Raw genomic sequence first — 24,228 nt, 5'->3', positions numbered from 1 at the left:
TAGGTCGGGCCGGGGGCATCCTCGCCCATGGACGACCTTCCCCGAGCGGACCCCCTGTCGGCCGTCTCGCCACTCGACGGTCGCTACGCGGGCCGGACAGAACCGCTCGTCCCGTACGCCAGCGAGGCGGCGCTCATCCGGGCGCGCGTCAGAGTCGAAGCCGAGTACCTGCTGGCTCTGGCCGACCTGGACGCCACGCCCGTGTCGCTCTCGGCGGACGAACGAGCGACGCTGCGGTCGTTGTACGAGGAGTTCGACGCCGAGGACGCCCGCCTCGTGAAACGACTGGAGACGGAGGGCGCGGCGGGGTACTCGGCGACGAACCACGACGTGAAGGCCGTCGAGTACTTCCTGCGGACGGAGACGCCCGAACGCGTCCACCCGTGGATTCACTTCGGCCTCACCAGCGAGGACGTGAACAACCTCGCGCACCGCCTCTTGGCGAAACCGGCCGTCGAGGACGTCCTCGTCCCCGCCGCGACGGAGGTGCGCGACGAACTCGCCGAACTCGCCCGCGAGTACCGCGACACGCCGATGCTCGCGCGCACGCACGGCCAACCCGCGACGCCGACGACGTTCGGCAAGGAGATGGCCGTCTACGCGTCCCGGCTCGGCCGGCAACTCGGCCGGGTGCGCGAGGCGGCCGACGCGCTGTCGGGCAAACTCGCGGGCGCGTCGGGCACCTACGCCGCCCACGTCGCCGCCTACCCCGACGTTGACTGGCGGGCGTTCTCCCGCGAGTTCGTGACCGGACTCGGCCTCGAACACACCTCCCTCTCGACGCAGGTGAACCCCTGCGACGACCTCGCGGCCCTGTTCGACGCCCTCCGCGGCGTCAACAACGTCCTGCTCGATTTGGACCTCGACGTCTGGCTCTACGTCTCGGACCGCTACCTCGGACAGGAGGCCGAGGCGGGCGAAACCGGCTCCTCGACGATGCCGCACAAGGTCAACCCCATCGACTTCGAGAACAGCGAGGGGAACCTCTCGAAGGCGAACTCCGACCTCACGTTCCTCGCGGACTACGTGACGAACTCCCGCCTCCAGCGGGACCTGTCCGATTCGACGGTGAAGCGGAACGTCGGCGCGGCGTTCGCGCACTGTCTCGTCGGGTACGGCAAGGCGGCGGCGGGCCTCCGAAAGGTCGTCCCGAACGAACGGGTGATGCGCGAGGAACTCGACGCCCACCCCGAACTCGTCGGCGAGGCGGTCCAGACCATCCTCCGCCGGGAGGGCGACACCGAGGCGTACGAACGCGTCAAGGAACTCACCCGCGGGCGCGACGTGACCATCGAGGACTTCCGCGACCTGTTCGACGAGTTGGACGTGAGCGAACCCGTCCGCGAGGAACTCCGCGCACTCTCGCCGGCGACGTACGTCGGCCTCGGCGACGAACTGGTGGGCGAACTCGACGACTCGTAGGCCCGTCCCCGTCGCCGCGCCGTCGGGCGTCTCCGGACCCCGTCCGCTAAAACTTATTTCCGACAGGGGGGAGAACGCCGTCTCATGGCAGTCGGAGTCGAGGCCGAGTTGCTCGACCTCATCGGCGTTCTTCTGTTAGGTGGCGTCGTCGGCGTCGTCGTCGCCAGAATCGGCCGCTTCCCCTACACCATCGCCCTCCTGTTGGCCGGGTTGGCGGCGTCGGTGCTCGGAATCGAGTTCGGAATCGAACTCTCTCACGACATCATCCTGTTGGTCCTGTTGCCGCCGTTGCTGTTCGAGGGCGCGGCGACGACGGACTTAGAGGAGTTCCGGACGAACCTGCCGGTCATCCTCACCTTGGCCGTCCCGGGACTCATCCTCTCGGTGGCGGTGTTGGGGTTCCTCGGCAGCTACGCGTTCGGCTTTCCGCTCCTCGTCGCCATGCTGTTCGCGGCGATGATCCTCCCCACCGACCCCGTCTCCGTGCTGGCGCTTTTCGACGATGTGGGCGCGCCGGAGCGACTCTCGACGCTCGTGGAGGGTGAGAGCCTCATCAACGACGGCGTGGGCGTCGTCATCTTCTCGTCGCTGCTCGGACTCGTCACCTCCGGCGTCGACTCGGACGCGCTGTTCGACCCCTCGACGCTCGGCGAAGTCGTCTTGGACTTCGCCGTCTCTAGCGCCGGGGGCGTCCTCGTCGGACTCGCGGCGGGGTACGCCGTCTACCGCGTGATGGTCAACTTGGACGAGCACATGACCGAAATCGTCCTGACCGCCATCCTCGCGTACGGCAGTTTCCTGCTCGCGGAGCACTACCTCCACGTCAGCGGCGTCATCGCCACCGTCGTCGCGGGGTTGTTCATCGGGAACCGCGGCGCGGAGTACGCGATGAGCCCGCAGACGAAGATCTCCATCTTCAACACGTGGGAGACCGCCGCGTTCATCGTCAACACGTTCATCTTCGTCGCCATCGGCGTCCAGACGCCCGTCGACCGCCTCCTCGCGCACGGCCGCCTCATCCTCATCGCCATCGTCCTCGTCGTCCTCGCGCGGGCCGCCGCCGTCTACCCGATGTCGGCGCTGGCGAACCGGTTCATCCCGACGGAGGTGTCGTTCGACTACCAGCACGTGATGGTGTGGGGCGGCCTCCACGCCTCGATCCCCATCGCCCTCGTCCTCGGGTTGCCGCAGACGGTGCAGGGCGGCACGCCGTTCCCGTTCCGCGAGGAACTGCGCGCGATGGTGTTCGGCGTCGCCGCGTTCAGCCTCATCGTGCAGGGGTTCTCCATCGGCTGGTTGCTCGACAAACTCGACGTGGTGACCCGGTCGCACGCCGGCGAACTGTACGAACTGCTCGTCGGGCGCGTCCGGGCCGTGGACGCGGGCCTCGAAGCGGCGGACGAACTCCGCGACAGGCGACAGATCTCCCCGTCCGTCTACGAGGACTTCACGCAGGAGTACGAACGCGAACGGGAGGACCTCAACGAGGCCATCGGGGAACTCCACGCCACGCACCCGGAGATACGGCGGAAGGAACTGCTCACGGGCGAACGGCAACTGCTCCAACGGGAGAAGAGCGCCGTCATGGACGCGGTGCGGAGCGGAATCGTCTCCGACGAAATCGGCGAGCAACTGCTGGAGGAGGTGAACATCAAACTCGACCGCGTCTCCTCCGGCGAGAGCACCGTCGGCGGACGCGAGGAGGAGGCGTACGAGGAGTTCTGGCGGCACCGCGCCGCGGAGTTCGACGTCCACTCCGCCGAACTCGACGAGGCGAAGCAGGATTAGCGTCGCCGCGGCGGCGTCCGCGTCCGCGGCCTACCGGTCGAGTTCGATGAAGCGGCGGACGATGTGCATGTACTTCTCGTCGCGTTCGAGGTTGCACGCGTGGCCCGCGCCCTCGACGACGGCGACGCTGGCGTCGCCGGCGGCGGCGTGGGCTTTCTCCCCCCTGCGCATCAGCACGTCCCACTGGCCGTTGAGGACGAGTTTCGGTCCGTCGTAGTCGGCGAACGCCGACCGGAAGTCCGTCCCGGCGATCTCGCGCCCCGCCTCCCCGAACGGTCGGAGGTCGAACCCGGCGTCGACGATTTCGGACTTCTGGTCCGGCGGCAGGTCGCGGCTTCGAACCCACTGGGCGGCGAGGCGGTCCACCGCCTTCTCGGCCAGTTCGCTCTCGGAGACGCGAAGTGTCACGCGGCCCACCGCGTCGCTCATCCTCCCGAGCAGTCCGACGGGGTTCGCACTGCTCCCCGAGATTATCAGGTCCGCCACCTGCTCGGGGTGCCGGTGCGCGAACTCCGTCGCCACGTACCCGCCGAGGGAGAGACCCACGAGGTGGACGGGGTCGTCGCTGAACTGTTCGACCGCTTGCCTGACCGTCTCGACGCCCGATTCGAGGGTGAACGACTCGTCCCTGCGGCCGCCGTGTCCCGGCAGGTCCGGCACGATGACGCGGTACTCCTCCGAGAGCGCCTCTCGTTGCGGCGCCCACATCGTCCGGTTGAACACGGTTCCGTGAACGAACACGATGGGCGGCGCGTCCGGCGGGCCGACCACGTCCACGTGTTCGAGTTTACTCTCGGCTACTGGTTGGCTCATATGTCCTGTGACTCGCGCGCGAATTCCTTAAACAGGTCCCCTGAACGTCGGCTTTCCGGTGTTTCAAGGGATCGAACGTGAGCCGCCGGTGGAGAGGAGAGAGCGCAGTCACCGAGGAGTCGGTGACCGAAAGTGGCACGGATTCGGTGAGCGAGACACGGGCGGGCTGGATAGATACCGCGTCTGCGACGCGTCCGGGCTGAGGTGACGCGGAACGCTCACCGCGATAAACGCTTTACTCGAAATAGAATAAATCTTTTGATGGGGTGGAGAGTAAGGGACGTACATGAGAGCTATCGCAGTCAAGCGGGGGGAGAACAAGCCGTCGCTCGTAGAGAAACCGCGGCCGTCGCCGGGGCCGGGCGAAGCGCTCGTTCGGACGCTTCGCGTCGGCGTCGACGGGACGGACCACGAGGTCATCTCGGGCGGCCACGGCGACTACCCGGAGGGGGAGGACCACCTCGTGTTGGGCCACGAAGCCGTCGGCGTCGTCGAGGACCCAAACGGGACGGGGTTCGAACGCGGCGACGTCGTCGTGCCGACGGTCAGGCGCGCGCCCAACGGCGAGAACGAGTACTTCGAACGGGGCGAACCGGACATGGCTCCCTCCGGCGAGTACCACGAACGCGGCATCGTCGGCGCGCACGGGTTCATGGCCGAGTACTTCACGAGCCCCGAGGAGTATCTCGTCCGCATCCCCGACTCGCTGGCGTCGCTCGGCTTCCTCATCGAACCGCTCTCCATCTCCGAGAAGGCCGTCGAACTCGCCTACGCCTCCCGGTCGAGTTTCACGTGGGAGCCCGAATCGACCATCGTGCTCGGGAACGGCAGCCTCGGCCTGCTGACGGTCGCGCTCCTCCGCGAGGACTTCGACCGCCTCTACTGCCTCGGACGGCGCGAACGCCCCGACCCGACCATCGAGATAATCGAGGAACTGGGCGCGACGTACGTCAACTCCCGGAAGACGCCCGTCGACGAGTTGGCCGACGTGTACGAACCGATGCACTTCGTCTACGAAGCGACGGGCTACGCGAAACACGCCTTCGAGAGCGTCGACGCCCTCGCGCCGAACGGCGTCGCTGCGCTTCTCGGCGTGCCCGGCCCGTGGGAGTTCGAGGTGGACGGCGGGTCGCTCCACCGAGAGCTGGTCCTCCACAACAAGGCGCTCGTCGGCAGCGTCAACTCCCACGTCAAGCACTTCGAGGCGGCGACGGGCACGCTGGCGGAGCTTCCGCCGTGGTTCGTCGATTCGCTGGTCACCGGCGTGCACGGTCTCGACGACTTCGAGGCGGCGTTCGTCGACGACGATACCACTATAAAAACCGCCGTCCAATTCAGCGAACATGAAGAACGTTGACGACCTCATTTCGAGCGCGGCAGAACTCGCAGACCGGGGCCTCTCGAAGGGCGAGATAGCTGACGAACTCAACGTCTCCCGGGAGACGGCGAGTTGGCTGGTCGAGCGAAGCGGCGTGTCGAGTCCCGAGACGACGCCCGCGGAGGAACCGCAGACCGGCGGCCCGCAGGACATCCACGTCGACTGGAGCGCAATCGGCCGGGACTCAAAGCGGATGACGCACGTCGCGCGGGCGATGGCCGACCTCCTCGCGGGCGAGGGCGACGAGGTCGACCTCACGATAGGCATCGAGAAGGCGGGCGCGCCCCTCGCGACGGTCGTCGCACAGGAGCTCGACACCGACCTCGGGACGTACGCGCCCGCGAAGCACCAGTGGGAGGAGGGCGACATCGACGACCTCGGCGGGTCGTTCTCGCGGAACTTCTCGCAGATTCGCAACCGCGAGTGCTACGTCGTGGACGACACCGTCACGTCCGGGACGACGATGCGCGAGACCATCGACGCCATCCGCGACGAGGGCGGCCGCCCGGTGGCGTGCGTCGTCATCGTGGACAAGCAGGGCATCGACTACGTGGACGACGTTCCGGTGTACTCGCTCATCGACGTGGTCGGCGTCGGACACGAGTAACCTCCGTCGCCGCGTTTTCGCCCGACGCAACTCCTTTCACCTCCCGTCGCTTACCGTAGGGTATGACTTTCGAACCCGGAAGCGAGATGTCCGGCGAGGACGTGCAGGCGCGCGTCGACGACGCCATCGAGAGCAACGACGTGGTGCTGTTCATGAAGGGCAACCGCCTCATGCCGCAGTGCGGCTACTCCGCGAAGGCGTTAGAGCTCATCTCCCAGCACGTCGACGAGTTCGAGACGGTGGACGTCCTTCCCGCCCTTGACGAGTACCGTACCGCCCTCTCCTCGCACAGCGACTGGGAGACGATACCCCAGACGTACGTCGAAGGGGAGTTCGTGGGCGGGAGCGACATCCTCGCGGAACTCGACGAACGCGGCGAGCTCGAAGAGACGCTGAAAGCGTAAGTTGTCCGTCACGGGAGAGTCCTACTTCGTGTCACGCTTCGAGACGCGAACCAAAGAGTAGGCCATATAAGCCCGCGACCCGTATTTTCACGTAGGTATCGACGTCGCGCCGATCGCGCTCCGAACCCAAACCACTCATCCAACAATGTCAGGCCGCGTATATCGACTCCATTCGACACTTGAACTGCCCTTGGAAGAGGTCGAGGAATACTTCGACAGCTCCCCCGACCTCCCGCCGGAAATCGAGAACGTCGAAGTCACTCGGCGGAACAACACGCTCATCCTCAAGGCCGTCGCCGCCGACGACAATCTGAGCAAGTACACGCCGACCGCACAGCTGAAAGCGAGCGTCACGGAGAACCGCGTCTACGAGGAAGAACCGCCGCGCGCCGGCGGCCCGCGGTGGGGCGACGAGGAAGAAGAGGAGATTCCCTCGGAGCTCGTCGAGTTCGCCTGCTTCAAGGGCGACCGGGAGACGGTCCTCCAGAACACGGCCCTGCAGTACCCCATGTTCCTCGTTCTCCGCGAAATCGCGCTCATCGCAGAGAAGGGGACGCTCACGGCCATCACCGAGACGGACGGCGAACTCGACGCGACGCGCATCGTCGAGGGCGAGAAACGCCCCGCCTCCATCGAAGTCGTCGAGAACCCCAGCCAGAACAGCCAGAACGGCGGCGGCGTCAACTGGCGAGACAACAAGTTCATCTCGTAAGTTCGGAGTCTCCTTCCGGGCACCGCTCGAAACACCGCGTTCGACTCTCCGTTTCTCGCCCCGCGACGCTGCGGACCGACGGCGCTCTCTCCCCTCTTCGCTCTCTTCGCTCTCTCACTGCTTCCTCTCTTCACCGTTCTCCCGTCGCTCTCGCATCCACCCGAGGACCGCCTCCTCCAGTCGGTTCAGCGCCGCCTCCGCGTCGAGGGCTTCGGTGTCTATCTCCAAGTCCGCCCGCGGCGGTTCGAATCGCGCGTGAATCGCCCGCAGACCCTCCTCGGGAATCGCGTCCGCGCGTTCGCGGTTCCGCTCCAGACACGTCGAGAGCGACGCCCGCACCCACACCTCGTAGGTGGTATCGAGCCGGTAGAACCGGTTCCGCCACCGTCGCTCGAAGAAGGTGCCGTCCAAGATCAGATCGACCGTCGCGCCCGTCCCGGCGCGTTCGTACCGCTCGGCCGTATCCTCGTACATCCGCTCGTACGTCCGGCGGTCGTAATCGTCGGAGTGAAGAGACTCGAACGAGTACCCGCGGTCGGAGAGGCGACGTCGGAGCCCCGTCGAGAGCGTCGTCTTGCCCGACGCGGGGAGGCCGCAGACGATGATAATCACGACGGGTGTAGGGGCGGCGGGCGGAAACCGGTTGGTGCCGCCTCGGATCGCTCTCCCCCGCCGTCCGCCGACGCTCGGACTCGCGGCGCGTCTCGACCGATCTCCGCCGAACACTGTGTCCGCGTCCGATTCGTTGGCATCCGTTCTCACCGTTTGCGGAGGTCAAAAGACACTTTACGGTGCTAATTATATCTCATTACACGATGCCGGAAGGCTTCCCCGACTACCTCGACGTCGACTACACAGACGGCGAAGGCGAATCGCCCGAAGACTATCCGACCATCCAGGACAAGATAGAGAAGGCTATCGAAGTCACGAAGGAGGGTCTCGAAGAGTACGAGAACCCGGCCGTGATGTGGACCGGCGGCAAGGACTCCACGCTCACGCTCTACTTCATCAAGGAGGTCGCCGAGAAGTACGACCTCGAAACGCCGCCCGCGGTGTTCATCGACCACTACCAGCACTTCGACGAGATTCACGACTTCGTCGACCACTGGGCCGAGAAGTGGGACCTCGACGTCATCTACGCCCGCAACGAGGACGTCGGGCAGTACGTCGAGGAGAACGACCTCGAACCCGGCGACGACATCCCGGTCTCGGAGCTCTCCGAGCACAACCAGCACCACGTCCGCGACCTGCTGGAGTACGAGGAGGACACCTTCCCGTTCCTTCTCGACACGTACGTCGGCAACCACCTCCTGAAGACGGTGGCGCTGAACGACACTCTCGAAGAGTACGACGTGGACGGCGTCATCTCCGGCGTCCGCTGGGACGAACAGGAGGCGCGCGCCGACGAGACGTTCTTCTCGCCGCGTCACGACCCGGAGATCTACCCGCCCCACGACCGCATCCAACCCATCCTCCAGTTCGACGAGGCGGCCGTCTGGGAGGCCTTCTGGAACTTCGTCGTTCCGGACACCGTCGAAGGATTCCCCGAAGAGGGCTACGTCCCCGAGTCGGGCGACGACCTGCCGAACGGTCTCACGCAGGACGACATCCCTGTCTCGCCGAAGTACTTCGCCGGCTTCCGGTCGCTCGGCAGCGAAGTCTCCACGGACAAGACCACCGACGAACCGGCGTGGCTGCAGGACATGGAGAACACGACCGAACGCGCGGGCCGCGCCCAGGACAAAGAGGACCTGATGGAGCGTCTGCGCGACCTCGGTTACATGTAAACTCGGCCGGAGAACCGCTCTCGACGGCCTCTGACACGCTTTTTCTCTTTTTGCGACGCCGACCCGACAGCGTCGCGTCCGCGCAGAAAGGTAGATGCTCCCCTCGCGCGTACGGGTCTCGTGTCTCAGACGTTCCCGTCGTACCTGTCTCTCGACTACGACGACGGCCGCGGACGGACCGCCGCGGACTACCCCACCCTCGACGAGAAGATGCGGAAGGCCGCGGACGTCACCGCCGAGGCCCTGACCCAGTACCGACGCCCCGCCGTGACGTGGACCGGCGGCAAGGACTCCACGCTCGTCCTCGCCGTCGCGATGGACGTCGCGGCAAAACTGGGCGCGGAGACGCCGCCCGTCGTCTTCATCGACCACTACCAGCACTTCCCCGAGACGGTCGCGTTCGTCGAACGCTGGGCCGACCGGTGGAACCTCGACCTCGTCGTCGCCCGGAACGAGGGCGTGGCCCGACTCGGCGCGGCCCCCGGCGACGAGATTCCGGTCGCGGAACTCGGCGACCGGAACGGACGCGAACTCGAGCGACTCGGATACGAGGGCGAGACGTTCACCCTCGACGCGGACACCTTCGAGGGGAATCACCTCCTGAAGACCGTCGCCCTCAACGAAGTAATCGAAGCGCGCGGGTTCGACGGCGTGTTCTCGGGCGTCCGCTGGGACGAACAGGAGTCGCGCGCCGCGGAGACGTTCTTCTCGCCGCGGCACGACTCGGAGAAGTACCCGCCCCACGACCGGGTTCACACCATCCTCCAGTTCGAGGAGGCCGACGTGTGGGCGGCGTTCTGGAACGTCGTCGTGCCGGACGCGGTGCCCGACTACCCCGCTGGCCACGTCCCCGAGTCCGCCGCGGACCTCCCCGCCGGCGTCTCGCCCGCCGACATCCCCGTCTCGCCGAAGTACTTCGAGGGCTTCCGCTCTCTCGGCACCGAGTCGGGGTCCGCGAGGGAGGACGACCGGCCGGCGTGGGTGCAGGACCTCGGCGCGGACGGCGAACGCGCCGGGCGGGCGCAGGACAAGGAGGACCTGATGGGCCGGCTCCGGGACTTAGGCTACATGTGACGCGACTCCGCGAACCGCAGGGGGTTAGTACCCCTCCGACCTACCGCCACCAATGACCGCATCCGGCGACTGGGTGAGCCTCTTCTCCGGCGGGAAGGACTCCGCGTGGGCGCTCTACCGCGCGCTCGAGGAGGGGTTGAACGTGACGCGCCTGCTCACGGTCCATCCGAGCGAGGACTCCTTCATGTACCACGTCCCGGCGACGCACCTCACCTCGCTGGCCGCCGAGAGCGTCGGTATCGAACACGTCGAGGTGTTCCCCGAGGACTTCGACGCGCCCAACGCCGAGGACGCCACCGCGCAGGGCGACGCCGAACTCGAACCCCTCGAAGCCGCCGTCGAAGCGCTCGGAGACGAACTGAACCTCGTGGGCGTCACCGCGGGCGCGATAGAGAGCGAGTACCAGACGAGTCGGATCCGGGGAATGTGCGACCGACTCGGCATCGACCTGTTCGCGCCCCTCTGGCGGGAGGACCCGCTCGAACTCGGAGAGGCGATGCTCGACGCCGGGTTCGAGATAACGATCCTGCAGGTGGCCGCGCACGGACTCGACGAGTCGTGGCTCGGCCGGACGCTCGACGCGGCGGCGCTGGACGAACTGACCCGACTCAACGAGGAGTACGGCGTCCACGTCCTCGGCGAGGGCGGCGAGTTCGAGACGTTCGTCACCGACGGCCCGCACATGTCCCGCCCGGTCGAACTGGAGTACGAGACGGTGTGGGAGGGGACGCGCGGCTACCTCGAAATCACCGACGCCTCCCTCGGGTGAACGGCGTCTCGGTCGGACGCCCGGCCGAACCGGTCGCTCGGCGTCGGAACGGAGTCGCGAAAAGCGTCGCGGCGCGGGGATAGTCGCTCGGTGCGAGACGGCGATTCGAGGCCGGAGAGACGGCGCGTCAGTGCTGCAGTCGCGAGTGCGCCCCGATGAGCGCGTTCGACAGGTCGAGATTCTCGATGTGGGTGTCCTCGTCGACGATGGTGTTTCGGATGTCAGCGTCGCGGATGTCGGAGTCGCGGAACACCACCGCCCGGTCGAGCGAGGAGTCCTCGACCGTGGTTCCGGCCATCACGTGGACGTTCTCGCCGAGGTCGGAGTTTTCGACCGTGGCGGAGTCGTGGATATAGTTCTCGCCCTCGAGGTACCACGACACCGCGTCGAGGTAGCTCTCGGCGGTCCCGATGTCGAACCAGGCGCCGTCGAACGTGAACGCGTGAACGTCCCCCCTCTCCTGTAGCCACTGGAGGAACCAGCCCGGTTCGTCCGGGTTGTTGCCGCCGGTGAGGTACTCGTCGAACTTCGGGAGCGTCTCCGCGGGGAACGCGTAGCAGGCGATGGAGACGAGCGTGCTGTTGGGGTCGTCGGGCTTCTCCTGGAAGTTCACCACCTTGTCCCCGTCGAGTTCGACCAGCCCGTACGACTTGGCGCGTTCCCTCGACCCGACGTCGTACGCCGCGAGCGTGGGCGTCTGTTTCTCCTCGAAGAAGTCCACGAACTCGGCGACGTCGAACGAGAGGAGGTTGTCGCCCGCGATGACTACGAGGTCCTCCTCGACGTTCTCGCGGTCGATGAGCTGTTCGAGCGCGCCGACGACGCCGAACTTCTCGTCCTCCTCGACCGTCTCCTCGACGGAGAGCGTCGGCTTCTCGTAGCCGGTCTCGTCGAGGTACTCCTCGAACGTCTCCGCGAACCGCTCGTTCGTGCTGACGAACACCTCGGAGATGCGGTCGTCGTCCTCTAAGTCGTCGAAGATAATATCGATGACAGTTCCGTCACCGACCGGGAGGAACATCTTCGGCCGGTGTTTCGTGATAGGCCAGAGTCGCGTCGCGTACCCGCCGGCAAGAACCACGGCTTTCATGCTCTGTCAGACTGCCGCTGCTATCAAGTTCTTTTCCCATATTTACTGACGTGTTTGGGGTGCAATCGAGGGACATCGCCGATGCGGACTCGCCGCGACGAACGGACGGGGAAGGCATACGGTACTCCGGGACGAACCGGGACGCATGCCCGAGTCGGACGGCGACGCGACGACCAGAACGAAGATAGCCGACGCCCTTCGGACGGAGCCTCACACCGCGACGGACATCTCCGAGGAGATAGGCATCCCGCGGGCGGCGGCGTACGACCACCTCGAACACGTCGCTCAGTCCGTCGATTCGAACGACGCCGACGAGCAGTTCCTGGTCGCGCCGCCGGAGTGCCGCGAGTGCGGCTTCTCGGCGTTCGACGACCTGATAAACTACCCCTCGCGGTGTCCGGAGTGCCGGAGCGAACGCATCGAAGAACCAGCGTTCGTGATACAGTAGCTCAGAAGTCCGCTATCTCGCGGTTGTGGTACGCGAGGCACTCCGGGTCCACCTCGTGTTCGTCCCTCACGTGGAGCGTCCGCCCGTCGACGGTCGAATCGTACGCGTGGGAGACGAGATGCGAATCGGGGTCGATAGCGATCAGTCCGTAGTCGAAGTCCGCGTGGTGGTTGGGGCAGAGAACGAGGACGTTCCCCTCGACGTCCGGGCCGTGGTGAGGGCGTCCGAGCGGTTTGAGGTGGTGGCCCTCGGCGTATCCGGCGTCGACCTCCCGCCGCCGTCTCGCGCCGCAGACTTGGCACGCGGACGAGTACGTCTCCTTGAGGTCGGAGACACGCCCGTCGATCTCCCCGTCCGGTAAAAATAGTAGCAGGTTCGGTCAGGCCGGAACTTCGAGTTCGAGCTCCTCCAGCAACGTCTCCGCGGCGGCGGTCGACGACTCGGGGCCGCGGGCCGTCACCAAGTCGCCGTCCGCGGTGACGCTCGCGTCCTCGTCGAGCTCGGCGTCCCACTCGCCGCCGACGGCCTTCACTTCGTCCTCCACCCAGTAGGGGAGCTTCCGACCGTCGGGCATCAGGTCGTTGTCGTCGACGATCTCCTCCTCCCACTCGTTCGGGAAGCCCGTCACCTCGCGACCCTCGACGAGGAAGCTCCCGTCGGCCTCGCGGGTGAACGCGAGGATGCCGACGGCGTGGCAGACGACGAGCGCTTTGCCCTCGTCGCCGCCGACGGCGGACAGAAGCGCCTGCCGCGCGTGGCGGTCCTGATTCACGTCCCACTCGGTGCCGTGACCGCCGGGGAACACCACCGCGTCGTACGCCTCGGCGTCGACGGTCGCGAGGGGTTCGGGGTTCGCCAGTCGGTCGTCGCTCTCGATGACCTCGCGGACGCGCTCGGCCGTCTCCTCGCCCACGTTCTCGGGATCCGTCGAGCGTTCGTCGACCACCGGCTCCGACCCCGACGGCGTCGCGACGGTGATATCGACGCCCGCGTCGGTGAGCGTCGTCAGCGGTTCGATGCACTCCTCGGCCCAGTACCCCTCTTCGCTCACGATGAACAGCGCGGTGGCTTCGTCGGTCATACGGCGAACCGTAGGGGCGGGAGCCGAAAAAGCGCCGCGGACTCGGAAAATCGCGGTGGGTAGCGTCAGGCGGTGTCGGAGGGCGACGACCCCGCGTCCGTCCCCGCACTCGCCTCCTCTCCGGCGGACTCGACGAGGTGACACGCCGCCCGACCCCCGGCGGACGTGCGTCGGAGTTCCGGCGCGTCCGCCTTGCATGCCGTCTCGAACGCCTCGGCGACGGGTCGCGCCGAGACGACGGTGGCGGTCCCTCAGTCGTCGCCTTCGTCGTCCACGACGACGACTTCGCCGTCTTCGACGCGGACGTTGATGAGCGTCTTGACGTGGTGATCCGTCTCGTCGAGTTGGTTCGGCCCGGCCTTCTTGATGACGGCGACGGTGTCTACCACGTCCGCGCCGATGCCTTCGAGGGCGTCGAGAACGGCGCACATCGTCCCGCCCGTCGAGAGGACGTCGTCGAGGACGAGAACCCGGTCGCCCTCGGTCACGTCGTTGATGAACATCTCGCTCTCGGAGTAGCCCGTCTCCTGACTGAGTTCGACTTCGCCGTCGAGTCCGTACTGCCGCTTTCGGATGACGACGAGGGGGATGTCGGTCATCAGAGAGACCGCAGTCGAGATGTGGATGCCCATCGCCGCGGGCGTGACAATCTTGTCGACGTCCTCCAGATCGACCTTGCGGATGATCTTGATGACGATTTCGCGGAGGAGTTCGGGTTTGAGCATCGGAACCCCGTCGCTGATGGGGTGGACGAAGTACTCGTAGTCTCCCTTCTCGATTATCGGCGCTTCGAGGAGCGACTGCCGCAACTGGTCCATGTCGTCGGTTCACCGGTTCGGAAATAAAAGGTGGCGGTTCGCCGGTTCCGTACGGGTTCTCCTCACGGTTCGTGGGAGCGTATGTCTCACCGAGGACGGCCCACCGGACCGCCTTCGCCTCGACGCGCCCGTTTCAGACGCTCAGCAGACCCATCGCCGTTCGGACGAGGGGTTCCTCGGGTTCGTCGGGACTGACGAACAGGAGCATTCCGCGGCCGCCGCAGTACACCTGCAGCAGTTTTCGTCCGTCCACCTCTCGGGTCTTGTACTCGACGCGTTCGTGCGTCGGTCGAAGCCCCGAGAAGAGGCCGTGCCGTACGAAGTCTCGTCGCGTCTCTTCGGCGAGACTCGTGAGGCGGCGAATCAGGTCCTCGCGGCCGTCGAACGAGTCCGATAACTCGTCTCCGACGTGAAAGAGGTCGAACGACGTCGCGCCATAGACGGCGACGAGATCGAGCGGCCCTTCCACCGCGTCCCCCAACGACTGGAGGACGACGCCCCTATCGGGACCCGGCCAGTTCGCGCTGTTCATCCGTGCGGGGTTGTGAATCACCTACAACCCTCCGTGTTCCGACGCGGGAGTGTCCCGTCCCCCGAATCCACGTCTGGAACTGTCATGCAACTCTTTATTGTCAGAGTATTATATAAATCTTAAGGTGAGATTTCAAATGCAGAGAAAGTGTACTGAGGAGTCAGATATCTCCGGGGGGAGAGGGCGATACCGCTCGAACGGTGCGCGTCACTCCCTCCCGTACGTCGCGTCCGTCGCCGCCCGCGGCGTCGTCTGCCGCCGTCTCAGTCGTCTCCCGCGTCCGCGCCGACCGGTTCGGCTGCGCCGTCGCCCTCGCCGAGGCGAACCCCGTACTCGCCGTCGTCCAGATCGACGACCGCCCGCCGGAACGACGCCTCGTACACCTTGTAGTGTCCCCCCTCCTCCGTGACGAACATCTGCGAGGAGGCGAGTCCCGTGTCTATCAGAAGTTCGAGACGACGGTAGACCGTCGGCAGCGACAGGTCGTGTTCCGTCGCGAGGTCCTTCGCGGACCGCGGCCGCTCGCTCACCGACGCGAGCAGTCGTCTCGCCTCCTCGTCACCCAACGCGTCGAGGATTCCCACGTCCCCGCTCTCCTCACCCATGGGTGTACGGGGAGACGGGGGGCATAAATCAATTTCCCTGAATATCAGAGAAGAGACTGATTCGGGCGCGGAGTGGTGGCAGTTCGCATACCTATCGGAGTCGGTGGCACGGCGTCGCGGGCGGAGATAACCGCAAACGAGTTACGCGGGCGTCTCCACGCACCGACAACGACGGCGATGTTCGACGACGACGCTTCCGACGACCCGGACAACCCGTACCCTCCCGGCACCGAGGGGCCGAGAGTCGAGATTCCGTCCGTGGACGTGCCGTCCGTGAACGTGCCGTCGCCCGACTCCGCCGCCGACAACGCCGGCGACTCGAAGCTCGCGTCGCTGTTTCTCTTCCACGTGATACTGTGGAACGCGGTGCTCCTGCTTCTCAGCCTCGGGGCCATGCTGATATACTTCCGCGCGGACTGGGACACCGGCGGTCAGCTGGTCGCCGCCGGGGTCGTCCTGTCGGTGTACGGCGTCTACCGACTCCCCGACGGAACGTCCGAGTGAACGACCCGCCGAACGCGCCGATTCGAGGCGATGGGCGCGACGACTCGGCCGCGTTCGGCGGACGCGTTCGGCGGGCGACGAACGGGGGTCGAGCGGGGCGCATACCGCCCGAAACCGCCAGATATCGTTTCTACGGAGACTCACCGAATAGCGGAAAACGTTTTGCTCGGCCTCGGTAACCTCCACGTAATCATGAGTCGAGAGGACGACCGAAGAGAGGCGGTACCGAGGGGGGGAGGAGGCGGCTGATGTCCGACGCCAGTCCCCGAATCCTCGTTCCGGCCGGCGAGTCGATGACGTTCCGCAACACCGTCGCCTACGCCGTCCGCGAGGCGCGTTCCGTCGCGGAGGAGACCGGGGAGCAGGCGACCGTCCACTTCGTCTATCCGGCCCGGTGGCAGCTCATCGACCAGGAGGAACGGTCGGCCGCGAGAGCCCAGGAGTTACTCGACCGCGCCCGCGTCTGGGCGGAGACCGACCTCGACTACGACGAGGACGGCGAACCCGACGAGGACGTGCCCGTCCGCATCGAGACGGCGGTCATCGGGCAGGACCGCTACCTGTTCAGCCCCGGCGACTTCGCGGACGTGCTCCTCGAGTACGCCCACGGGAAGGGTCTCGACCGCGTCATCGTCGACCCCGAGTACCAACCGGGCGGGAACGCGCCGATGCTCCGCCCGTTTGAGGCCGAACTGACGCAGTCAGACCTCGACGTCGAGGAGGCGCCGGTCGAACGGCGGACCCGGCGCGGCAGGCTCATCGGGCGCGCGTCCCTCTCGAAGGCCGCCGTCACGTTCGGCGCGACGTACGGGTTCTACCTCCTCGTGGGGGGGACGCTGGCACCCTTCGACCTCCTGACGGGCGCGCTGACGGCCGCCCTCGCCACCGTGTTCTTCTCGCGCGTCGCGTTCGTCGAATCGCCGACGCTCCGCGAGACGCCGGTGAGACTCGCGCGGGCGTGCCTCTACATGCCGTACCTGCTGTGGGAGATAGCGAAGTCGAACCTGTCGGTCGCGTACCTCATCCTCCACCCGAGCCTGCCCATCGATCCGGCGATGCGCCGCTTTCGGGCGGCCGTCTCGGGGGACCTCCCGGTGACGACGCTGGCCAACAGCATCACGCTCACGCCGGGGACGCTCACCGTGGACGTGGGCCGCGAGGGCCTCCTCATCCACTCTCTCGACGCCGGGTCCCGGGAGGGCCTCGAGGACGGGGCGTTAGAGCGCGCCGTGCGGTTCCTCTTCTACGGGCGGGCCGCCGCTCGCATCCCCTCGCCGGCGGAGCGAGGCAGCATCACCGCGGACGACGCCGAATCGGGTGAGACAGCGGACTAATGGTGCAGTCTCTCCCGGTGGACGCCGTGTTACTCGGCGCCGCCGCCGCCTTCGTCGTGCTCGCGTTGGTGCTTCTCTACCGCGTGATCCGCGGTCCGACGATGCAGGACCGCGTCATCGCGGTCAACGGTATCGGGACGAACACGGTGGTCGTGTTGGCTCTCGTCGCGGCCGCGCTCGACCGGCCGGGCTACCTCGACATCGCGCTCGTCTACGCGCTGTTGAACTTCCTGATGAGCATCGCCATCTCGAAGTTCACCGTCGAACGCGGGGGTGTCATCTGAGATGGCGCTCGTCGATTTCGCCGTCGTGGCGTTCGTCGCCGCGGGGCTGTTCTTCGGCCTCGTCGCCGCCGTCGGCATCATCCGACTGCCGGATCTCTACACTCGTGCGCACGCGACGTCGAAGAGCGACACGCTCGGCTCGGTGCTCACCCTCGCCGGCGTCGCGATCGTCTTCGGCGCCGACTTCACCGCGGTCAAGACGGTGTTTCTGCTCCTGTTCATGTTCATCACGAACCCGACGGCCGCCCACGCCATCGCTCGGGCGGCCCACGACCAAGGTATCGAACCGTGGACGCCCGAGGAGGGGGAGAACTGACCGTGCAGCTTCCCATCTACGCCGCCCTGCTCACGTTCGTCGTCGCGGCCGCGCTGGCGGCGACGTTCCTCCGCGACGTCCTCGGAGCCATCATCGTCTTCGCCGGGTTCAGCCTCGGCGTCGCCATCGTCTGGGTGCTCCTGAGCGCGCCGGACGTGGCGCTGACCGAAGCCGCAGTCGGCGCGGGCGTTACGACGGTGCTGTTCCTGGTCACCATCGCCCGGACGGTGCGCCCCGGCGGCGACAGGCTGTTCGAGCCGATCGGATGGCGCTCGGCGGCCCTCGTCACCGCGCTGATGGCTGTGCTGTTCAGTACGGTCGGGTCGCTCCCGCGCATCGGCGACCCGAACTCGCCCGTCGCCACCTCCGAGATAACCGCGTACTACCTCGAAAACGCCTACCCCGAGACCGGGGTCGAGAACGTCGTCACGGCGGTGTTGGCGGCCTACCGCGGGTTCGACACCCTCGGCGAGGCGACGGTCGTCATCGCCGCCGGCGTCGCCGTTCTCGTCGTGCTTCGACAGGAGACGTTCGTATGAGCGACGCAGACTCCCAGCGCCGAACGTACGTCGAGAGTACCGTCATCATGACCACCGTCCGCGTCATCGTCCCGTTCGTCTTCACGTTCGGGCTGTACGTCATGTTCCACGGCGCGGAGTCGGCGGGCGGCGGGTTCCAGGGCGGCGCGATAGTCGCGTCCGGAATCCTCATGCTCGCGTTCGCCTTCGGTATCGAGCCGACCCGCGAGTGGCTCAGCGACGGATTCGTCCGGTCTATCATCGCAGGCGGCGGCGGCGCGTTCGCCCTCATCGGCATCGGCGCCGTCCTCTCCGGCGGCGCGTTCCTCGACTACGCCGCCTACGGTATCCACCACGGCGTCAAGTACGGCATCGAACTGGTGGAACTCGGCATCGGGGCCGTCGTCTCGGGCGTCATCGTGGCGCTGTTCTTGAGCCTCGCCGCGGGGTTCGACGCCTCCGGGTTCGACGACGCCGACGCCGCCGAAGCCGACGGAGGTGAGCGGGCGTGAGCGTGCTCGACATCTTCGCGACCCACTACAACTACCTCGTGTTCGTCGCGCTGGTCGGTATCGGCCTGTACGGCGTCATCGAGAGCTCGAACCTCGTGAAGAAGGTCATCGGGATGAACATCTTCCAAGTCGGCATCTTCCTGTTCTTCGTGACGACGGGCTACGTTGACGGGGGGAGTCCGCCCGTCGTCCACGGCGGCGGCGGTCACGGCACGTACGCGAGTCCGCTCCCGCACGTCCTCATCCTCACCGCCATCGTCGTCGGCGTGAGCCTGACCGCGGTCGCGCTCGCGCTCATCGTGCGAATCTACGAGGAGTACGGGACGCTGGACGAAGAGGTCATAAAGGAGGTGCGGCTGAATGACTGACGCGCTCGTCTTCCTCGTCGTCGCGCCGATCGTCGCGGCGCTGTTCCCGATAGCGCTCGGCACGTTCTTCGAGCGCGCGGGGTGGGCCGTCGCCGCCGTCGCCGCCGTCGTCCAACTCGGACTGTCGCTCGTCGTCCTCCGGCGCGTCCTGACGGGCGGGCGGTTCAGCTACGAAGTCGGTGACTTCCAGCCGCCGATGGGCATCGAGCTCATCGGGGACGGCGTCTCCGCGACGCTTCTGGTCCTCATCGCGGCGGTGACCCTCGGCGTCGTCGCCTACGCGCGCCGCGCCGGGCCGCGCTCGAACACGTTCTACAGCGAACTGCTGTTGCTCACGGCGGGCGTCTCCGGCGTCGTCGCCACCGGCGACGTGTTCAACCTGTACGTCTTCATCGAAATCACGGGGCTCGCGACGTACGCCCTCGTCGCCAGCGATCGGTCGGCGCGGGCGGCGGTGGCGAGCCTGAAGTACCTGTTCGTCGGCACCATCGGCGCGTCGCTGTACCTGCTCGGCGTCGGCTACCTGTACGTCGCCACGGGGACGCTGAACATGGCCGACTTGGCGGAGACGCTCCCGACCGTCGGGTACGCGTCGCCGCTGGTGTTGACCGGGTTCGGCCTGATAGTGACCGGGCTGTTGGTGAAGGTGGCGCTGTTCCCGCTTCACACGTGGCAGCCGGGGGCGTACGCGGAGTCGCCCGACACGGTCAGCGCGTACATCTCGGCGCTCGTCTCCACCGTCGCCGCGTACGCGCTGTTCCGCATCATCTACGCGGTGTTCACGCTGGAGTTCTTCGCGGCGGTTCCCGCCGCGCGTGACATCCTCGTCGCCCTCGCGGCGATCAGCGTCGTCGCGGGGTCGACGCTCGCGGTGATGCAGTCCGAACCGAAGCGGATGCTCGCGTACTCGTCGGTGTCGCAGTTCGGCCTCGTCGTCGCCGGCGTCGCCATCGCGAACGAAACCGCCGTCTTCGGCGCGCTCGTCCACCTCGTCGGACACGCCGTCATGAAGGGCGGCCTGTTCCTCACGGTGGGCGTCATCGCGGCGGGCACGGGCGCGCGAACGCTCGACGACTTCGCCGGACTCGCGGACCGCGCGCCGGTCGCCAGCGCGGCGTTCGCCGTCCTCGCGTTCTCGATGGTCGGCATCCCGCCGGCGGTCGGGTTCGTGGGCAAGTGGAACATCGTCCTCGGCGCCGTCGCCGCGGGCGAGTGGATAGTCGCCGCCGTCGTCGTCGTGAGCACGCTCCTGACGCTCGCGTACTTCGCGCGGTTCATCGAGCGCATCTACTTCGCCGACGTGTCGGACCACGGGGCGGACGCCCGGACCGTCGCGGACGGGGGTGCCGGAGACGCCGGTCGCCCGCCCGTCTCCGTCGGCATGCGCGTCGTCGTCGTCGCGGCGGCGGTCACCGCCGTCCTGCTGGGGGTCGTCGCCTCTGACCTGATAGCAGTCTTCGAACCGGTGCTGGAGGTGTACTTCGCATGACTGACTCACTGAGACCGATGGCCGCGGTGTTGGCCGCCGCCCTCGGCATCGTCGCAATCGTCGCATCGCGCCGCAGACCGAACGTCCGCGAGGGCTTCACCGTCGTCTCGGCGCTCTCGACGTTCGCCCTCGTCGCCAGCATGGTCCCGGGCGTCCTCGACGGCACGGTGTACGTCACCGACCTCGGGACGTTCGTCCCCGGCGTGGAGTTCGTCCTCCGGGCGGACCCGCTGGGAACCGTCTTCGCCCTGTTGGCGAGCTTCCTCTGGATCGTCACCAGCTTCTACAGCGTCGGGTACATGCGCGGACTGGACGAACACGCCCAGACGCGCTACTTCGCCGCGTTCGCCGGCAGCGTCAGCGCCGCCGTCGGCATCGCGTTCGCGTCGAACCTCATCGTCCTCTACGTGTTCTACGAACTCCTGACGGTGGCGACGTACCCGCTCGTCACCCACGACCAGACCGAGGAGGCGCGCCGCGCCGGCCGGAAGTACCTCCTGTACACGTTCGGCGGCGGCGTCGCCGTCCTCGCGGGGACGGCGCTTATCTTCTGGTCCACCGGCACGGTGAACTTCGCGTCGGGCGGTATCGCCGCGCTCGCGAACGCCGACCCGGTGGTCGCCCGCACCGCGTTCGCGCTTCTGACGGCCGGGTTCGGCGTGAAAGCCGCGCTCATGCCGGTCCACTCGTGGCTCCCGGACGCGATGGTCGCGCCCACGCCCGTCTCCGGCCTGCTCCACGCGGTGGCCGTCGTGAAGAGCGGCGTCTTCGGCATCTCTCGGGTCGTCCTCGACGTGTACGGCCCGCAGACGGTGTCGGACCTCGGCGTCGGCCTCCCCCTCGCCGCCGTCGCCGCGTTCACCATCCTGACCGCGAGCATCATGGCGCTCCGGCAGGACAACCTGAAGCGCCGCCTCGCGTACTCGACGGTGAGCCAACTATCGTACATCGTCCTCGGGTTGGGACTGCTCTCGCCGGCGGCGCTGGTCGGCGGACTGCTCCACATCCCCGCCCACGCGTTCATGAAACTCACCCTGTTCTTCTGCGCGGGCGCGATTCACGTCGAGACGCACACCGACGACATCAGCGACATGGCGGGCATCGGACGGCGCATGCCGGTGACGATGGCCGCCTTCGCGGTGGCCAGCCTCGGGATGGCCGGCCTGCCGCTGGTCTCGGGGTTCGTCAGCAAGTGGTACCTCCTCATCGGGAGCATCGACGCCGGATACGTCGTGTTCGCGTTCGTCCTCCTGCTGTCGGGCCTGCTGAACATCGCGTACTTCTGGCCCATCGTCTACCAGGCGTTCTTCCAGACGCCCGACGACGCCGACGCCAAGCCCGTAATAGAGTCGCCGTTCGGCGGGCGGTCCCGCGTGGGTTCGCCGTCGGCGGCGAAGGCTGACGGCGGGAAACCCCGCTCCGACGGCGGAAAGTCGAAGGGTGCGGAAGACGCCGACGACGAGACGGCGTACGCCGTGGACCGCTACCCGAGCGACCACGTCCGCGACGACGCCGAGGAGGCTCACGGCCAAGGAGCGACCGAGGAGGCCCACGGCGCGCACGACGACGACCACCACGGCGGCCCGCCGTCCGACGGGTGGGAGCGCCGCGCCCTCGGGAAAGAGAGCACGTGGTTCATGCTCGGGCCGATAACCACCGCCGCGGCGGGCGCGATTGCGCTCGGCATCGCACCGTACGCGATGGTGTTCCTCGCGCTCATCGAGCGAGTCGTCGCGGGTGCGACGGGGGTGGCGTTCTGATGCTGGTCGAGTCCGCATCGGCGTCCACGACGGTGTCCTCGCCCCTGTTGACGCTGATTCCGCCCGCGTTCGTCGTGCTGGCCGTCGCGCTCCTGATGCCCCTGCTCCCGCGGCGACTCGGCCACGGACTCGGCGTCCTCGCCACCGGCGGCGTCGCCGTCTGGTCGTACCTCGTCCCGGCGGGGACGTACCTGCCGGTGACATTCCTCGGCTTCGACGCCGTGCTGTTCAACGTGGACGCCTTCTCCCGCCTGATGGGCATCATCTTCGGCCTCATCGCCTGCGCCGCCGTCCTCTACTCGTACTCTTCGGCGGCGAGTAATCGGCAGACTGCGTACGCCCTCGGCTACGTCGGCACGAGTCTCGGCGCGGTGTTCGCGGGCGACTGGCTGACGCTCATCTTCTTCTGGGAACTGATGGCCGTCACCAGCACCCTGTTGGTGTGGGACTACGGCGGCGAAGCCGTCCGCGCGGGCTTCCGCTACGCCATCTACCACGCCCTCGGCGGCAGCCTGTTTATGGCCGCCATCGTCTGGCAGTACGTCGAAGTCGGATCGTTCCTCTTCTCGGCGGCGGAGGGCATCGTCCCCGGCATCCCCGCCGCACTCGCGGCGGTGGGTATCGGCGTCAACGTGGGCTTCGTCGGCCTGCACGCATGGCTCCCCGACACCTACCCGCGGCCGCACATCGCGGCCAGCGTCTTCCTCTCCGTCTACACGACGAAGACGGGCGTCTACGGGATGGCGCGGGCGTTCCCCGACGGCCACCTCCTCATCGCCTACATGGGCGCGGCGATGGCGATGGTCGGCGTCGTCTACGCCCTGCTTCAGAACGACATGCGGCGACTCCTCGCGTACCACATCCAGTCGCAGGTGGGGTACATGGTCGCCGGCGTCGGCATCGGCACCGCACTCGCCACCGCCGGCGCGTTCGCCCACGTGTTCAACCACATCCTCTACAAGGCGCTTCTGTTCATGACGGCGGGCGTCGTCGTCGGACGCGTCGACGAGGAGAACCTGAAGTACCTCGGCAACCTCCGCGGGGCGCTTCCGCTGACGGCGCTGGCGTTCACTATCGCCGCCCTCTCCATCAGCGGCTTCCCCGGCTTCAACGGCTTCGTCAGCAAGGGGATGATAACCGCCGCCGCGCACCACGAGCATCTGGACGGCGTCTACTACATCCTCCTGGCCGCGGGCGTCGGCACGTTCATGTCGTTCATCAAGTTCGGCTACTACGCGTTCTTCCGCGACGCCGACCGCTCGTGGCCGTCGGTCGAACGCGCCGCGAACGGGCAGGTAGTCGCCATGCTCGGCGTGGCGGGGCTCTGCGTCCTGTTCGGCCTCTTCCCAGACCTGCTGTTCGGGATTCTCCCGGGCGACGCCCACGACGCGCACCCGTTCACGACGAGTCACATCGGCGAGGGACTCGTCCTCGCCCTCCTCGGCGTCGTCGGGTTCGCCGTGCTGAAGAAGCCGCTCTCGAAGATAGGCGGCGCGGTGCCGGACGTGGACTCGCTTCTGAACCCCGCGGCGTTCTACACGACGCGGACGCTCGTCCGCGGCGTCACCGACCTGTTCGCCGCCGTGGACCGCGTCGTCGCCGGCGGGTCGTACGCCGTCGCCGGCGCGGTGTCGAACCCGTACCCGGCGCTTCGGCGCACCGCCTCGGCGTTCTCCCGCGACGGCGCGGACGACATCGGCCCCGGGTCCCTCCGGGCGACCATCGCCACGAGCATCCTGCTCGTCGTGTTGGTGTTGGCCGCGGCGTTAGTCGGACTCCTCGGCTGAACGGCCCCGGAAACTCTCTTTCGACGAC

Annotated in this window: 28 protein-coding genes; 20 read left to right on the top strand and 8 right to left on the bottom strand. The window is 67.2% G+C overall.

Features of this window, described 5'->3' with window-relative positions; all coding sequences use genetic code 11:
- The first annotated feature begins 27 nt into the window (after window positions 1-27).
- Both purB and ACFQEV_RS14395 read left to right on the top strand, forming a co-directional pair.
- On the top strand, window positions 28-1,422 hold the full coding sequence (purB, locus tag ACFQEV_RS14400; protein WP_379697358.1) for an adenylosuccinate lyase: 1,395 nt from the start codon (window positions 28-30) through the stop codon (window positions 1,420-1,422).
- A gap of 84 nt (window positions 1,423-1,506) precedes the next feature.
- The gene (locus ACFQEV_RS14395) at window positions 1,507-3,210 is read left to right on the top strand and encodes a Na+/H+ antiporter (protein WP_379697355.1); all 1,704 of its coding nucleotides are present in this window, start codon (window positions 1,507-1,509) and stop codon (window positions 3,208-3,210) included.
- A gap of 30 nt (window positions 3,211-3,240) precedes the next feature.
- Here the strand turns inward: ACFQEV_RS14395 and ACFQEV_RS14390 are convergent, their stop codons facing one another.
- Window positions 3,241-4,023, bottom strand: a complete 783-nt coding sequence (locus tag ACFQEV_RS14390; RefSeq protein WP_379697353.1) for an alpha/beta fold hydrolase — start codon at window positions 4,021-4,023, stop codon at window positions 3,241-3,243.
- A gap of 286 nt (window positions 4,024-4,309) precedes the next feature.
- Here ACFQEV_RS14390 and ACFQEV_RS14385 point away from each other — a divergent pair, with 286 nt between their 5' ends.
- From ACFQEV_RS14385 to ACFQEV_RS14370, 4 genes are all read left to right on the top strand, one after another.
- Window positions 4,310-5,380: a glucose 1-dehydrogenase gene (locus ACFQEV_RS14385; protein WP_379697351.1), complete on the top strand. Its 1,071-nt coding sequence runs from the start codon at window positions 4,310-4,312 to the stop codon at window positions 5,378-5,380.
- Window positions 5,367-6,008 (top strand): transcriptional regulator GfcR, encoded by a 642-nt coding sequence (gene gfcR / locus ACFQEV_RS14380; protein WP_379697348.1) that lies wholly within the window; start codon window positions 5,367-5,369, stop codon window positions 6,006-6,008. The genes ACFQEV_RS14385 and gfcR overlap by 14 nt, the downstream gene beginning before the upstream one ends.
- A gap of 62 nt (window positions 6,009-6,070) precedes the next feature.
- On the top strand, window positions 6,071-6,412 hold the full coding sequence (locus tag ACFQEV_RS14375) for a glutaredoxin family protein (RefSeq protein WP_379697346.1): 342 nt from the start codon (window positions 6,071-6,073) through the stop codon (window positions 6,410-6,412).
- A 145-nt stretch (window positions 6,413-6,557) separates the two neighbouring features.
- Entirely contained in the window at window positions 6,558-7,124 is a 567-nt protein-coding gene (locus tag ACFQEV_RS14370; RefSeq protein WP_379697344.1) for a DUF7110 family protein, read from the top strand.
- 114 nt (window positions 7,125-7,238) lie between these two features.
- Here the strand turns inward: ACFQEV_RS14370 and ACFQEV_RS14365 are convergent, their stop codons facing one another.
- The gene (locus ACFQEV_RS14365; RefSeq protein WP_379697341.1) at window positions 7,239-7,736 is read right to left on the bottom strand and encodes an AAA family ATPase; all 498 of its coding nucleotides are present in this window, start codon (window positions 7,734-7,736) and stop codon (window positions 7,239-7,241) included.
- A gap of 203 nt (window positions 7,737-7,939) precedes the next feature.
- On the opposite strand from ACFQEV_RS14365, the gene ACFQEV_RS14360 reads away from it, so the two are divergent.
- From ACFQEV_RS14360 to ACFQEV_RS14350, 3 genes are all read left to right on the top strand, one after another.
- Window positions 7,940-8,911 (top strand): phosphoadenosine phosphosulfate reductase family protein, encoded by a 972-nt coding sequence (locus ACFQEV_RS14360; protein ID WP_379697339.1) that lies wholly within the window; start codon window positions 7,940-7,942, stop codon window positions 8,909-8,911.
- A gap of 120 nt (window positions 8,912-9,031) precedes the next feature.
- Window positions 9,032-9,985, top strand: coding sequence for a phosphoadenosine phosphosulfate reductase family protein (locus tag ACFQEV_RS14355; RefSeq protein ID WP_379697336.1), 954 nt, complete (start codon window positions 9,032-9,034; stop codon window positions 9,983-9,985).
- A 52-nt stretch (window positions 9,986-10,037) separates the two neighbouring features.
- The gene (locus tag ACFQEV_RS14350; RefSeq protein WP_379697333.1) at window positions 10,038-10,754 is read left to right on the top strand and encodes a diphthine--ammonia ligase; all 717 of its coding nucleotides are present in this window, start codon (window positions 10,038-10,040) and stop codon (window positions 10,752-10,754) included.
- 127 nt (window positions 10,755-10,881) lie between these two features.
- Here the strand turns inward: ACFQEV_RS14350 and ACFQEV_RS14345 are convergent, their stop codons facing one another.
- On the bottom strand, window positions 10,882-11,844 hold the full coding sequence (locus ACFQEV_RS14345; protein ID WP_379697330.1) for a sugar phosphate nucleotidyltransferase: 963 nt from the start codon (window positions 11,842-11,844) through the stop codon (window positions 10,882-10,884).
- Window positions 11,845-11,989: 145 nt separating this feature from the next.
- Between ACFQEV_RS14345 and ACFQEV_RS14340 the strand changes: the two genes are divergently transcribed.
- Complete coding sequence (locus tag ACFQEV_RS14340; protein ID WP_379697328.1) at window positions 11,990-12,292, top strand: transcriptional regulator; 303 nt, start codon at window positions 11,990-11,992, stop codon at window positions 12,290-12,292.
- A 1-nt stretch (window position 12,293) separates the two neighbouring features.
- Here the strand turns inward: ACFQEV_RS14340 and ACFQEV_RS14335 are convergent, their stop codons facing one another.
- The 5 genes from ACFQEV_RS14335 to ACFQEV_RS14315 all read right to left on the bottom strand — a co-directional run bounded on the left by ACFQEV_RS14335 (window position 12,294) and on the right by ACFQEV_RS14315 (window position 15,328).
- Window positions 12,294-12,638: an HNH endonuclease gene (locus ACFQEV_RS14335; RefSeq protein WP_379699887.1), complete on the bottom strand. Its 345-nt coding sequence runs from the start codon at window positions 12,636-12,638 to the stop codon at window positions 12,294-12,296.
- A gap of 33 nt (window positions 12,639-12,671) precedes the next feature.
- Window positions 12,672-13,373, bottom strand: coding sequence for a type 1 glutamine amidotransferase domain-containing protein (locus tag ACFQEV_RS14330; protein ID WP_379697325.1), 702 nt, complete (start codon window positions 13,371-13,373; stop codon window positions 12,672-12,674).
- Window positions 13,374-13,624: 251 nt separating this feature from the next.
- Window positions 13,625-14,191, bottom strand: coding sequence for a hypoxanthine/guanine phosphoribosyltransferase (gene hpt, locus ACFQEV_RS14325; RefSeq protein WP_379697323.1), 567 nt, complete (start codon window positions 14,189-14,191; stop codon window positions 13,625-13,627).
- Window positions 14,192-14,324: 133 nt separating this feature from the next.
- The gene (locus ACFQEV_RS14320) at window positions 14,325-14,723 is read right to left on the bottom strand and encodes a hypothetical protein (RefSeq protein WP_379699885.1); all 399 of its coding nucleotides are present in this window, start codon (window positions 14,721-14,723) and stop codon (window positions 14,325-14,327) included.
- Between the two features lie 263 nt (window positions 14,724-14,986).
- On the bottom strand, window positions 14,987-15,328 hold the full coding sequence (locus ACFQEV_RS14315) for a winged helix-turn-helix domain-containing protein (RefSeq protein ID WP_379697321.1): 342 nt from the start codon (window positions 15,326-15,328) through the stop codon (window positions 14,987-14,989).
- 177 nt (window positions 15,329-15,505) lie between these two features.
- On the opposite strand from ACFQEV_RS14315, the gene ACFQEV_RS14310 reads away from it, so the two are divergent.
- The 10 genes from ACFQEV_RS14310 to ACFQEV_RS14265 all read left to right on the top strand — a co-directional run bounded on the left by ACFQEV_RS14310 (window position 15,506) and on the right by ACFQEV_RS14265 (window position 24,200).
- Window positions 15,506-15,832, top strand: a complete 327-nt coding sequence (locus ACFQEV_RS14310; RefSeq protein ID WP_379697318.1) for a DUF7322 domain-containing protein — start codon at window positions 15,506-15,508, stop codon at window positions 15,830-15,832.
- Between the two features lie 248 nt (window positions 15,833-16,080).
- Entirely contained in the window at window positions 16,081-17,166 is a 1,086-nt protein-coding gene (locus ACFQEV_RS14305) for a monovalent cation/H+ antiporter subunit E (RefSeq protein ID WP_379697315.1), read from the top strand.
- Entirely contained in the window at window positions 17,166-17,450 is a 285-nt protein-coding gene (locus ACFQEV_RS14300; RefSeq protein WP_379697312.1) for a cation:proton antiporter, read from the top strand. The genes ACFQEV_RS14305 and ACFQEV_RS14300 overlap by 1 nt, the downstream gene beginning before the upstream one ends.
- A gap of 1 nt (window position 17,451) precedes the next feature.
- Complete coding sequence (gene mnhG / locus ACFQEV_RS14295) at window positions 17,452-17,766, top strand: monovalent cation/H(+) antiporter subunit G (protein WP_379697310.1); 315 nt, start codon at window positions 17,452-17,454, stop codon at window positions 17,764-17,766.
- On the top strand, window positions 17,763-18,305 hold the full coding sequence (locus tag ACFQEV_RS14290; RefSeq protein WP_379699882.1) for a DUF4040 domain-containing protein: 543 nt from the start codon (window positions 17,763-17,765) through the stop codon (window positions 18,303-18,305). Before mnhG ends, ACFQEV_RS14290 begins: the two co-directional genes overlap by 4 nt.
- Complete coding sequence (locus ACFQEV_RS14285) at window positions 18,302-18,796, top strand: MnhB domain-containing protein (protein ID WP_379697308.1); 495 nt, start codon at window positions 18,302-18,304, stop codon at window positions 18,794-18,796. The genes ACFQEV_RS14290 and ACFQEV_RS14285 overlap by 4 nt, the downstream gene beginning before the upstream one ends.
- 2 nt (window positions 18,797-18,798) lie before the next feature.
- Window positions 18,799-19,164: a cation:proton antiporter subunit C gene (locus ACFQEV_RS14280; RefSeq protein ID WP_379699879.1), complete on the top strand. Its 366-nt coding sequence runs from the start codon at window positions 18,799-18,801 to the stop codon at window positions 19,162-19,164.
- The gene (locus ACFQEV_RS14275) at window positions 19,157-20,653 is read left to right on the top strand and encodes a monovalent cation/H+ antiporter subunit D family protein (protein WP_379697305.1); all 1,497 of its coding nucleotides are present in this window, start codon (window positions 19,157-19,159) and stop codon (window positions 20,651-20,653) included. The genes ACFQEV_RS14280 and ACFQEV_RS14275 overlap by 8 nt, the downstream gene beginning before the upstream one ends.
- Window positions 20,650-22,413, top strand: a complete 1,764-nt coding sequence (locus ACFQEV_RS14270) for a cation:proton antiporter (protein ID WP_379697303.1) — start codon at window positions 20,650-20,652, stop codon at window positions 22,411-22,413. Before ACFQEV_RS14275 ends, ACFQEV_RS14270 begins: the two co-directional genes overlap by 4 nt.
- Complete coding sequence (locus ACFQEV_RS14265; RefSeq protein ID WP_379697300.1) at window positions 22,413-24,200, top strand: Na(+)/H(+) antiporter subunit D; 1,788 nt, start codon at window positions 22,413-22,415, stop codon at window positions 24,198-24,200. Before ACFQEV_RS14270 ends, ACFQEV_RS14265 begins: the two co-directional genes overlap by 1 nt.
- The last annotated feature ends 28 nt before the right edge of the window (window positions 24,201-24,228 follow it).

The organism is Halopelagius fulvigenes (genome assembly GCF_042662625.1).
GTDB lineage: Archaea > Halobacteriota > Halobacteria > Halobacteriales > Haloferacaceae > Halopelagius > Halopelagius fulvigenes.
This window is presented reverse-complemented; position numbering and strand designations above follow the sequence as displayed.